This window comes from Hymenobacter daeguensis (assembly GCF_054780555.1).
In genome coordinates, this window is sequence record NZ_BAAGWC010000021.1 from 59,656 (window position 1) to 71,970 (window position 12,315).

The window sequence follows — 12,315 nt, forward strand, 5'->3', positions numbered from 1 at the left end:
GGTTTTGAAAAGTGTAAGGATTTGATGAAAAGCATTTTAAATCAGAGCAACCTGCCTGCGCATAGGCAAACAGATTCCCGGCTGGCCTCCCGAAAGCAATTGCTTCGGGAGGCCGGCTAGGGTCCTTATCTCAGGCAGGTGGGGGCTGCTGGCGGGCGTTACGCTCGGGGGTGAGCGGGGCCATTGCAGCCGGGAGCGGCTACCAGCCGGGGTTCTGCGCCAGGTTGGGGTTCAGAATAATCTGCTGCGTGGGCAGGGGCACCAGGTAGTTGCGGTCGGCAAAGCTGCGGGCGTTGTCCACAATCAGGTTGCCGTTGGCATCTTTGGGTGTATTAGCCTGTGAAATCCAGAGTGCCTGGAATGCGGTACCCGTCCACTTGATGCCCAGCAGGGGCTGGCCCAGCACCGCCACCGCCGTGTTCCAACGCTTGAGGTCATCGAGTCGGAAGCCTTCGGCAAAGAACTCAATGGTGCGCTCGCGGCGGATTTCGGTGCGCATGTCCAGCCCGTTGCCCGACACCAGCGCGTTGCTCAGCTTGGGCATGGTGCGGTTCACGCGGTTGCGCACCAAGTTCAGCGACCGGTCCAGGTCGGCGTCGCTGATGGCACCATCGCGCTCGAATTTGGCCTCGGCGTAGGTGAGCAGCACTTCGGCGTAGCGGATGACGGGGTAGTCGTAGCCTTCCTCGTTGTCGGCCACGGCGCGCTCCGATACCCACTTCTGCTGAGTGTAGCCGGTGGTGCTGTTGGCGTAGGGCACGAAGGGCGAGCCGTAGGCCGTGGCCCGGTCGGCGGGGCCGCCGGTCCAGTCCACGCGCGGGTTCAGGATGCCGAACCAGTAGTAGCCGCCGGCCCGCTTCAGGGTGTAGCGCATCCGGTTGTCGCGGTTGATGAACTCCGAGCTCAGCGTGGCGTAGCCCTGGAACTGCGGCGACCGTTCAATCGGCAGGCCGTCTTTCGAGAGGTACATGTTCACGAAGTTCTTGGTCGGAATGAGCGTCAGGGCCTGGCGCGACACGTTCTGCCGAATCTGGCGCACCGTCTGGTCGTAGCGGTTGGCCAGGATGTACTCGTTGTTGGCCGCCTTCACAATGCTGGCCGGGTTCGAGCGCTGGTTTTCCAGGATAAACATGTACTTCTGGGCCGAGTCGCCCAGAATGGCCGGGGCAAACAGCTGGTACTGTGCCCCCGTTATCACCGAGTTGCTGGCCGTAATGGCCTGGTCGAGCATGGCGTTGCCGCGGCTGGTGTTGTTGCGGAATTTCTGCCAGGTGCCCTCGTACAGCGCCACGCGGCTGCGGAACGCCAGCACCGTTTCCTTGTTGATGCGGCCCAGCTCGGTGCCGGGCTGGCTGGCCTTGCCGGGCACGGTGGCCAGGGCGTCGGTCAGGTCCTGCAGGATGAAGTCCACCACTTCGTCGCGGGTGTTGCGCGGGTTTTGCAGGTCGGCCGAAGTCGGCGCTAGCTGCGTTTTCACGATGGGCACGCCGCCGTAAATCTGCAGCAAATCGAAGTACACGTAGGCCCGAAAAAACTTGGCCTCGCCCACATATTTGGCGATGTCGTTGGGGGCGCTGTAGGTCTGCGCCCGGTCGAGCAGGTAGTTGATGTTGCGGATGCGCGAATAGCTGTCGTTGTAGTTATTGTCGCTGGCCTGCAGCGCATTCTGGCCCCGGCTATACTGATTTTGCGCATTCACCAGGTCGCTTTTCTGGTCGGCGTGGTAGTTCTGCTTCGAACCGTTGACATCGTAGATGACGTCGATGAAGCTGCGCTCATAGGTATAGAACTGGTTGGCGGCCAGCATGAAATCGTTCGGCGTTTTCCAGTACGCCGCGTCCGAGAGCGTGTCGAGCGGTTCCAGGTCGAGGGCTTTCTGGCAGCCGGTGGGGCCCAGCAGCAGGGCGGCGGCCAGGAGGAATAAATGGGTGGGACGAATCGTAGGCATGAGTAAGAAAGGCAAAGCCCGGATTAGAAAGTGAAGTTGACGCCCGCCGTGTGCAGGCGGAAGAAGGGGTAGCGCGTGAGCGCCGACTCGCTGTTGGCGCGGCCCACGCTGCGGGTGGCTTCGGGGTCCCAGCCATCCTTGATGTTGGTGTGCTCCCACAGGTCATTGCCCGAGTAGTACACCCGGATGCGGCTGGCGCCGAGGTGCTTGCTGATGGCCTCGGGAATGGTATAGCCCAGCACCACGTTTTTGAGGCGGATGTAAGCGCCGTTCTGCACCGACCAGTCCGAAATCTGGTAGTTGTAGTCGTTGTACTTGGTGCCGTTCTGGCCCGACGACAGGATGGGGTAATACGCGCCCGTGTTGCTGGGCGTCCAGGTGTCGCCCACCCAGAAGTTGGTCTGGCCCTGGAAGATGGAGCCAAACGGCACCCGCCAGTTGCCTTCGCGGAAGATGGTGCGCTGCCCCACGCCCTGCAGAATGGCCGTGAAGTCGAACCCGTGCCAGTCGGCCCCCAGGTTGATGGCGTAGGTGTAGCGCGGGTTGTCGGTGCCCAGGTATTTGAGGTCGCCGAGGCTGCCGTCGGCCAGCTGGCCGGTCAGCTTGCCGTCGCCGTTGAGGTCCTTAAAGGAGTTGTCGCCGATGCGTACGCCGCCCAGGCCGCCGCTGGTGGGCACGGGCACGTTGCGGTCGCTGCCGGTGGCCAGGGCCTGCGCGGCCTGCCGCTGCTCCGCCGTCTGAATGCGGCCGTTGTATTCGAGCCCGAAATACGAGCCAATCGGGTAGCCCTCCACCAGGCCATTCAGGCCGGGCGTCACCAGCTTCTGGCCGCCGTAGTTCAGCAGGCGGTTCTGGTTGTCGGTGATGCTGCCGCCGATGCGGTAGCCCACCGGCCCGATTTTATCCTGCCAGTTCAGCGTCGCCTCCCAGCCCCATACCTTCAGCTCGCCCCGGTTCTCGTTTGGAGCGGTGGCGCCCAGCACGGCCGGCGTCAGGTTGGGAATCAGCATGTTGCGGTTGTACTTGGTGAAGTAGTCGACGCTACCCGTCAGCCGGCGATTGAGCAGGGCAATATCCAGGCCCACGTTGTAGTTCTCGATGCGCTCCCAGGTACGGGTCAGGCTGACGAGTGTGCTGGTGGGCGACACGAACACCACCGGGCCGGTGCCGATGATGGGCGTGCCCGAATCGGTCTGACCGTTGGAGGACCGCACGTTGAGCTGCTGGAGGTAGTCGTAGAGGCCAATGCCGCCCTGGTTGCCCGTCACGCCGTAGGAAGCGCGGAGCTTCACTTCGTTCAGCCAGCCAAACTTGTCTTTGAGGAAATTCTCTTCCGTGATGCGCCAGCCGCCGGACACGCCCGAGAAGAACTTCCACCGGTCTTCGGGCCGGAATTTCGAGGAGCCGTCGTAGCGGGCGTTTACTTCCAGCAGGTACCGCTCGCGGAAGGAGTAGTTGAGGCGCCCGAACGCCGAGCCGATGGCGTAGTGGTTCTGCTGCTCGGTGTTGGTTTTGGTGGTGGCGTCGCCAATGCCCAGGTTCAGCGAGGGCACGTTGTCGTTGGCCATGTTGCTGGTGCGCGTCCGAAACAGGTTGAATTCGTCGCGCTCGTAGGCCACGCCGGCGGTCAGGCTCACGTCGTGCACCTCGTTGAAAACCTTGGCGTAGTTGAGGTAGCTGTTGAGCGTGGCGTAGGCATCCTTGCGCTGCTCGCGCTGGTAGTAGGTGTTGGCGCGGGTGGGGTTGTCGGGGTACTGCAGGTCGCCCAGGTAGTTGTACCACGAAATCCCTTTGGCCTGCTCGCTGAAGTTTTGAATGGTCCAGGTGTAGCCGACCTGGTTCACCCAGCGCAGGTTTTTGGCCAGCTCGGTGGTCAGGCGCAGGTTGGTAAAAATGCGCGAGTCCGACTCTTTGTTGTCGCCGCCCAGCTCGGCCTGCCAGTTGGGGCTGTACTGCGTGCCCCAGGCGTAGGGCTTGCCATCAACGGTCGACACCGGAAAACCGGGCTGGGAATACTGGCCCAGGTAGTTGGTGTTGGTGGGCTGCACAATGTCGTTGCGCTCCAGCGAGAGGTTGGTTTCCAGCTTCACCCGGTCGCTGAACGAGTAGTCGGTGGTGGCCCGGATGTTGTAGCGCTTGTTCGAATTGTTGCCCCACTTCAGCTGGCTGCCATCGTTGAGGTAGCCCAGCGAAATGCGGTAGCCGGCCTTCTCGCCGCGCCCCGAGAGGCTGACGTTGTGCTGGGTCGAGTTGGCGCTGCCCCAGAGCAGGTCCACCGCGTTGGTATCGAAAAAGGGCAGGTCCTTCACGTCGCCAAAGCCGGGGTTCAGGGGGTTGTTGGCCGGGGCAACGGTGTTGCCGTTGGTCAGGTCCAGGAAGCCCGAGGCGGGCGGGTTCACCATCAACTGCCCCAGCCGGTACCAGATGAAGGAGGTCGGGGCCACCCCGTAGTAGTCGTTGGTGGTGGCATCAATCAAGCCCTGCCCAAACTGCTGCACGTTGAGCAGGTGCGGCTGCAGGCCCAGCACCTTGTGCGACAGCGAGCCGTCGTACTGCAGCACCATCTTGCCGGCCTTGGCCTTCTTGGTCGTCACCAGCACCACGCCCGCCGCTGCCCGGGCGCCGTAAATGGCGGCCGAAGCATCCTTCAGAAACGAGATATTCTCAATATCATTCGGGTTGATGGAGTTCAGGGCATTGTTATCGTTGACGGGGATGCCATCGATGACAATCAGCGGCTGGGTGGTGTTGCTCGACGAAGCACCCCGGATGTTGAAGTTCCACGAGGCCCGGCCGGGGGCGGCCGAAGTCCGTGTCACCACCACGCCGGGCACCTGCCCCTGCAGCGACGAGAGGGGGTTGTCGACCACCCCACGGTCCTGAAACAGTTTGGCGCCGGCCGTAGCCACGGCGCCGGTCAGGGTTTCGCGCTTCTGCTCCCCGTAGCCGACCACCACCACGTCGCCCAGCTGCTGGGAGTCGTCGGCCAGCTTGATGGCCAGGCCGCTCTGGGCTTGTGTCACGGTTACTTCCTGCTTGACGTAGCCCACGGAGGAAAACACGAGGACGCTGCCCTGCGGCACGTTCAGCGAGAAGCTGCCATCGGCGCCGGTGCTGGTGCCGAGGGTGGTGCCCTTCACAACCACCGTCACGCCGGGCAGGCCTTCGCCGTTGCTCTGCGTTACGCGGCCGGAAACGGGCACGTCAGCGGCCGGGCGGCGCAGGGCGCCCGCGCGAGCAGCCGGAGTGGCGAGAAAAGCGCGGGCCGCTGCAAAGGCGCCCGGCGAGGGCAGCAGCAGCACGCACCCCGCCAGGGCGGAAGCGCGAAGCAAGCTGGTACCGAATCGGGTATGGGTTCGATTCATGGGAGGTGGGAATGAGGTGATTAAGAGACGAGGCCTGACAATCGATTGCTAAGCGGCCGGGCCGCTGGCAGGGTCCGATTTATAGGACAAAGCTCCTTTGTCAGTAAGCACTTACCCTCCTGAACCCCCCTGATGGATTTTATTTTCTTCTGCGGCTTTCCAGCAGCCTTTTCAGGCTTTCCATCCCGGTGTTAAAAAGCGCCGAAAGCGTGCCCGCCAGCCCTGGGCCAGGCTGTCAGGCACGCATTTCTGATGGGTTCGGCCTTGTGCGCGAGGCAGCGCCAAAAGGCGCTGCTCAGGCAAACAGCGGCTGCGTTTTCTTGCGCGCCTCGCCCTGCTCGAGGTGAATGAGCGCCCCGATGGCCGTGGCCTGCGGCACCTCCAGCGTGCGGATAACCACCCCGGGAAACACGCGCCCCAGAAACTGCATAAACAGCGGATTGCGGGCAAAGCCGCCGTCCACAAACAACGAGCCCTCGTTTTGCCGCACCAGCTCAATGCTGGCCTGCAGCTGCTTCACCAAGCCGTACATCAGGTGCTGATACGCATCGGCCGCCGTGCCGAAACAGGCCAGCGGCCATTCCAGGGCTTCGGGCACCACCGTAGCCGGCCAGGCGGGCAGCCACGCCGCCGTGAGCTGCTCCGTGGGCCTGGCCAGCACCAGCGAACGGTAAAAATCCGGCGGCACGCTGAACTGGTCGGCAATGCGCTGCACCTGGTAATCGTGCTCCTGGCCCAGCGGCCAGCGGGCCGCCAGCAGGGGCGCGCCCCGGGGCGAGAGGTAGTTCACGCAGCCCTGGCGCAGCTGCTCCGGCGTTAGCTCGGGGCTGGCAAAGGGGTTGAAGACCACGCCCCAGGCCCCAGTGGACAGCAGCACAAAATCGCTCGCCTCGTGCTCGAACAAGCAGGCAACTACGGCCGCCGAGCTGTCGTGCAGGCCCACGCCGATGAGCACGCCATTTGCCACCGCCGACACGGAATCCCGGATGAGGGGCGCGAGCAGCTTATCGAGCCCCTCGCGGTACACCCACGCGTGGTAGTCCCGGCGCTCAAAATCCCAGAGCGCCGTGTGGCAGCCCACGGAAGAATAGTCGCTGTACTTGTCCCCGGTAATGAGGTACGACAGGTACTGCGGCAGGTGCATCGTGGTGTGAATGCGGGCAAACTGCTCCGGCCGCGCGTATTTCAGCCAGTACAGCTGCAGCCCGGCATTCAGCATGCCCAACTGGGGCGAGCGGGTAGCCCGGGCAAATGCCTCCGCCGGCTGGCCCAGTGCGGCGTAGAACTGCTCCGCGCACGCCGCCGGCAACGGCTTGCGGTGGCTGTACAGGGGCAGAAACGCTTCCCCGCGGGCATCCAGGTGCACCAGCGCCGCGCCGTAGGCCGTAAAGTTCAGCCCCTTCACGGTGTACAAGGGGTTCTGCAGCAAGGCCTGCCAGTGCGCCCGCACCCACTGCGCGAGGCGCGGCAGGTGGTCGCAGGCATCGCCGTCCTCGTCGTAGGCATCGGTGCAAACGTGCAGGTGCTCGCTCACAATTTGCCGGTCCTCGTCGAAGATAATGAGCTTCTTATTGGTCTTGCCAATGTCAAAAACCGCGTAAACCGGCTTTTTCCTGATTGCTTTATCCATGGCCCTTCGGCTTCGGCATTAGGCGCCAAAGCCCGGGGCAAAGCTCGCCCGCGTGGGTGCCCCTACCCTTCTGAACTCTACTGAGCCCCTTACAAGGAATGCCGCCGAATGGTGGAAAACGGGTTTTTGATTTTCCCGCGGTGCTTTTCCAGCAGCATGGTGCCGGCCGAGCGCCCCATTTCCGTAAATTCGGTGGTGATGACCGTCAGGTTGAGCAGGTCCTTGAGCGGGGTTTCGTTGAAGGCCAGCACGCCGATATTGCGACTCAACAGAAAGCCCAGCTGACGGATGCGCCTCATGAGCCCCACCAGGTCCGTTTCGCGGATGACAACGTAGCAGGTCCCGGCTTCGACTATTTCTCCGGAAGCGTCTTCGCGGATGCTGAACTGCTTGTCTTTCTGCAGGCAATAGGTGCGGAAGCCCCGCGCCATTTCCTGCGGGTAGTTGTTGTCGGAGGGCAGAATGAGCACCATGCGCGGGTACTTGTCCAGCTGGTCGCTCAGGCCGTGCAGGGCCTGGTAAATGTCCTGCTCGAAGTCCTGAAACACCCGCAGGCAGTTGTGCTTCAGCTCGGGCACGTCCTTGTCGAGCAGCACCAGCTCATCCTCGGGAATGAGGTTGAGCGTGGCCAGGAAATCGGCCTTGTCGGTGTTCAGGGCAAAGTGCGGCATCACCACGTAGTAGTTGTACTTGCCCAGATTCTTCTCCACTATCTCCCGAAACAGGTTGGCATCGTAGTGGTACAGCTGCAGCTCAACCGACGCCTTTCCTTCCAGCGACTCCACGAAGGCATTGTAAATCTCCTTCTTGTAGGAGCTAAGCTTGTTAAACAGCAGCAGAATCTTAATCTTGGCCGAGTCCTGCGAGTTGATGTAGTAGCCCTTGCCCTGCACGGAGGTGATGAAGCCCCGCTCCCGCAGCTCCCGGTAGGCCCGCTCCACGGTGTCGCGCGCGATGTAGTACTGCTCGCTCAGCTCGCTGATGCTGGGCAGTTGATTGCCCTTGCGCAGCACCCCCCGCTCAATGTCGCTGATGATGGATTGAACAATCTGCTTGACCTTGGGCACCCGGTCGGCGGCGTTAAACTGAAGGTTGTACATGGGTGGGAAAACGGGCAACAAGAAATAGCGGGCCAGGTGGACTTACCAGCGCGGGCTGGTAGGGTAAACTACGCGCCGCGCACCTACAGTTCACCAGACCGGAACGCGAATTTGCCGATTTCCCACGCATTACCCATTCATCGGGCGGCATTCTTACGCCAGCTGCAGGGCGGCCCCGAGGGCAGCGGCCAGCTCGCCGAGCCCGGACTGCACCACCGGCGTCTCGAAATGATGGTCGATGACGTAGGAGGCAATCACGTGGGGCCCTTCGGTATAGAGCCGTTTGATGGCGCTGGTCTGGCCGCCTATCACAATTACGTCGGGGTCCAGCACGTTCACCAGAATGCTCAGGGCGTGGCCGAAGAAATTGGTCAGGCGCTGCAAGGTGGCCCGCGCCGCCTGGTCGCCCGCTTCGGCCCGGGCTTCGATTTCAGCCAGAGGCCGGGGCATGCCGCAAATCTCCTTGTAAAAGCGCTCCAGCGCCGGCAACGACAGGATGCTCTCGATGCAGCCCCGCTTGCCGCAGAAGCAGGGATGCGGCTCGGCGGGGTCCAGGTAAATGTGGCCCCATTCGCCGGTGATGCCGTTGTTGCCGCGCACAATGTGCCCGTTCACCACCAGCCCCCCGCCGATGCCGCGGTCCATGAGGATGCCGAAGACAATCCTGGCTTCCGGAAATCGCTCGGCCACCACGCCCAGCCGGGTTTCGCCCAGGGTGAGGCAGTTGGCATCATTGCCCACCACGGTTTCCACGCTCAGCAGGGCGGCCAAATCCGCGGCCAGCGCCTGGCCCTCCAAACAGGAAATGTTCGTATTCTTCAACAAGCCGGTGCGCGTCACCAGCGTGCCGGGCGTGGCCAGCCCCAGGCGGGTGGCCTGGTAGCCCGCGGCGGTCTGCATGGCTTCTACGAGTGTTTTTACACGGCCCAGCACGTGCTCGTAGCCCAGGTCCGATTCGGTGGGTATCTGAAGGCTGAAGAGCTTTTCCGGCACTTTCGCCGATTGCAGAATGACGCCCTCAATGGTGTTGTTGCCGAGGTTGCAGCCCCACAGGTTATCGATGCGATTGAAACGGTCCATAGGTATCAAAGGTCAGCAGAAGCGTTGATACCGCTGCGCGTAAACCAACTTTTCCGCTTGCCAATGCCTGCCAGATGCGGAGGCCAGCCACCGCTATGCTACAGATGCGCTGAAGCGGCCGAATGACAAGACGAGTACGAGGCTGCCACATTAAGGTGTCCCACCACACTCACATTCAGCCTTCGTACCCGTCTGTCAAAGCATTGTTTACGCTGCAAAAGAAAAAGCCGGGCAGGCCCCCACTCTCCTGAGCATTCCTGATAGCCCGGTTATTCATTTGGCTTGGCGGCGGGCAGCAGCGGCACGGCACCTCACGGCCTCGGCGCGCCCTCACGCCGGCGGGGTAGCTTCCGGGTGGCGCGTTCGCCCAACCCGCAAGTGGTTGTTGACGTCCCGGGCGCCCAGCTCGGAGGCCTCGCGGGCGGCGAGCCGGCGCTCCAGCCACGTATCCACGGTGCCCGTGAGCGTGACGCGCAGGCTGTGCACTTCCAGCTCAATGCCCTGGCCGTGCAGGCTGGCCGACCAGCAATAGCGGGTGCGGATGCGTTCCGCCAGCTCGGCATCCTGGTCGGCCGCCGTGGCCGTGGCCAGCGAACCGGCGAGGCCGCCCGCCGGGGCCGGCGCGGCCAGGTGCCCGTCGGGCGGCACCGCCACCCGGCTTTCCACCTCTACCACCCCGCTCACGCCCGATGCCACGTCGTAGGCCTGCTCCCGCTCGAACAGGCTGCTGACGCGGCCGTGCACCGTGGCGCGGCCATTGAGCACGCTCACGCTGAAGTGGTAGCCACTCAGATAAGGGTCGCGCTGCAGGGCGGCAACCACCCGGGGGCCCAGGGCTTCGTCGGGCCAGAACTGGTCGGTGCGCACTTTCAGCAGGTTGTGCACCTCGCCCACGCCGGCTACGTGGCGCGCGTCGTGCTCGGCGCAGGCGCGCGCCCGCAGGCTATCGACTATGCCCACCAGCGTCACCACGCCGGCGTGTACCTGCACCAGCGGTTCCATCTGCTGCAGCCGCGGGTCGTGCCGAAAGGCGTCGTGCACGGCCTGGGCAATGGCTTCGTCGGAGTGCGCGGGGGCTTCTTCCCGGCCCAGTCCGGGCTCCAGCGCCCCGCGGGCCACACACAGGTTGCGGCCGTCGACACGCACGGCCCCCAGCTCAAAGGCAAGGCTTTCGACGTGGCGCTTCACCGCCAGCGAGCCCACGGTGCCGCCCAGGTGCGCCACGCCGTCGCTGAAGCGCACCTGCACCAGGGTCTTCCCGACGCGCATGTCCCAGTGCAGCAGGTCCTGCAGCTGCGCCGTCAGGTCGGCGTCTGTTTTGGCGGGCCCTGGCCGGCAAATCCGTAGTGCGGCATCGTCGATGCGCCGCACCCCGCGCACGCCCTCCACCACCCGGCACACCAGCTGCTTTTCTGCCCACGACCGCACCCTGCCCGCGAGGCAGACCCGGCCATCGGCCACGGTGCAGCGCAGGGCGTAATCGTGGGTGGCGGGGTCATCGGCCAGGGCCTGCTGCACGTTCCAGCACAGCTCCGCGGCCTCCACCTCGGGCCCAAGCACCACCAGCTCATTCACCACGCCGCACACGCCGCGCACAGCCAGCGCGATGTCTTCGGCCCGGCGGCGGGCGAGCAGGCTGTCGGCAGCCCCGGTGAGGGTCACCATGCCGGCGCGGGTGCCGACGTCAATCAGGTGCGCCGCCACTCCTTTTCTGGTCAGAAAGCACCGCTCAATGGCGGCCGTAATATCGGCGTCGGCCGCTACCTGAGCGGGGTTGCGCAGCGGAAAATTCAGCGTTTGCATGGTCTTGAAGGAGTGAATTGGGCCGAGGCAGCGGGCAGTGAGGCGAACAATCCAAAATTCGCTTTAGCCAACAGGGAAAACCCTGACCGCAATTGCCTCACGGGCTGATTCTTATCAGGTGGTCTGCATGCCCTGCCCGGCGGCGGCCAGCCCCACCCGCTCAGGGCCGCACAGCGGGGCCAAACAGCGCCCGGCGCAGGGCCTCGTCGCGGCCGTACACATCGGGAAAGAAGCGTAGCTGCCCGTGCTCGGCGGTGCAGGTGGCGTAGCGCACAAACAGCGGCACGGGCCGGCGCAGGCGCACATCGCGGGGCCGGGGCTGGCGCGCACACTCGGCCTCGCCCGGCAAGGGCTCCGCGCGCCCTTCGCGGCGCAGCAGGTAGGCAGCCAGGGCCAGGGGCTCGGCCAGCCGAATGCAGCCGTGGCTGAATGCCCGCGCCGGCAGGGCGAAATACTGGCGCATGGGCGTGTCGTGCAGGTACACCGCGTAGGGATTGGCGAAGCGGAACACCACGTTGCCCAGGGCATTCTCGCAGCCCGCCGACTGCCGGATGCGGTAGGGAAAGTGCTGCGCCGTCACCGCGGCCCAGCGCACCCTGAGCGGGTCAATCAACTGCCCCTGCTGGTCGTAGAGGGCCAGGTTGTTCAGGGCCAGATAGCCCGCGTCCGCCTTCAGGCGGGGCAGCATTTCCTTCGTAGCGATGGAGTGCGGCACGTGCCAGTCGGGGGCCAGCGTGAAGTAGCGAATGGCGCTGCTGAGCGTGGGCGTGGGCGTAGCGGGCTTGCCGATGACGACGCGGTGCCGGCGCACCACGGAGTCGTGCGCTACCGCCTGCAGCTCGTACGCCGGCAGGTTGACGAGCAGGTAGTCGGGCACCGGCACCCAGGCCTCCCAGCGCCAGCGCTCCAGGTTCACCGCCGCCGCTTCATACCGGACCCGGCGCCCGGCGGCCGAATCGGGCGCAGCCGGCCGGGCCAGCCACTGCGCCAGCGCCCGCTGCAGCTGCCGATACTCGCGGTTGGCCGGCTGCCCCGACAGCATCGCCGCACAGACCTGCCCGCCGGCCAGCGCCTTGCGCAGCACCACCGCCGGCTGCCACGGCTCGCCTCCGGCCCTGGCGCGCGCCGGCACGGCGTAGGGACGCAGGCGGCCCCGGTGCAGGTCGCCCATAAAGCGCAGGACGGCAGCCGTGAGCCCGATTTCCAGCCGGGCCAGCTGCCGCGCCCGCCCCCCGGGTGCCCCTGGCCCGGCAAGCGAGTCGCGGAGCGCCAGCAGGTGGCCCGATGCATAGTCGGCCGGCAGCCCGTATTCGGGGGCCCGGGCCAGCAGGGCCAGGGCATCGGCGGCGGCGGGCGTGAGGCCGGCGGCGGGCGTGAGGCCGGCGAGAT

Annotated in this window: 7 protein-coding genes; all 7 read right to left on the reverse strand. The window is 64.7% G+C overall.

The genetic code is table 11. The features are described 5' to 3' along the window. Positions 1-199: 199 nt before the first annotated feature. On the reverse strand, positions 200-1,948 hold the full coding sequence (locus ACYVHT_RS18350) for a RagB/SusD family nutrient uptake outer membrane protein (RefSeq protein ID WP_460555305.1): 1,749 nt from the start codon (positions 1,946-1,948) through the stop codon (positions 200-202). A gap of 23 nt (positions 1,949-1,971) precedes the next feature. Next, on the reverse strand, positions 1,972-5,313 hold the full coding sequence (locus tag ACYVHT_RS18355; protein ID WP_460555308.1) for a SusC/RagA family TonB-linked outer membrane protein: 3,342 nt from the start codon (positions 5,311-5,313) through the stop codon (positions 1,972-1,974). Between the two features lie 295 nt (positions 5,314-5,608). Beyond that, the gene (locus ACYVHT_RS18360) at positions 5,609-6,943 is read right to left on the reverse strand and encodes an FGGY family carbohydrate kinase (RefSeq protein WP_460555311.1); all 1,335 of its coding nucleotides are present in this window, start codon (positions 6,941-6,943) and stop codon (positions 5,609-5,611) included. Positions 6,944-7,032: 89 nt separating this feature from the next. Beyond that, positions 7,033-8,043: a GntR family transcriptional regulator gene (locus ACYVHT_RS18365; RefSeq protein ID WP_460555314.1), complete on the reverse strand. Its 1,011-nt coding sequence runs from the start codon at positions 8,041-8,043 to the stop codon at positions 7,033-7,035. 153 nt (positions 8,044-8,196) lie between these two features. Further along, the gene (locus ACYVHT_RS18370) at positions 8,197-9,123 is read right to left on the reverse strand and encodes an ROK family protein (protein ID WP_460555317.1); all 927 of its coding nucleotides are present in this window, start codon (positions 9,121-9,123) and stop codon (positions 8,197-8,199) included. A 330-nt stretch (positions 9,124-9,453) separates the two neighbouring features. After that, positions 9,454-10,926, reverse strand: a complete 1,473-nt coding sequence (locus tag ACYVHT_RS18375) for a BON domain-containing protein (RefSeq protein ID WP_460555320.1) — start codon at positions 10,924-10,926, stop codon at positions 9,454-9,456. Between the two features lie 160 nt (positions 10,927-11,086). Next, positions 11,087-12,315: L,D-transpeptidase family protein (locus ACYVHT_RS18380; RefSeq protein ID WP_460555323.1), on the reverse strand; the 1,229-nt coding region annotated here is incomplete at its 5' end.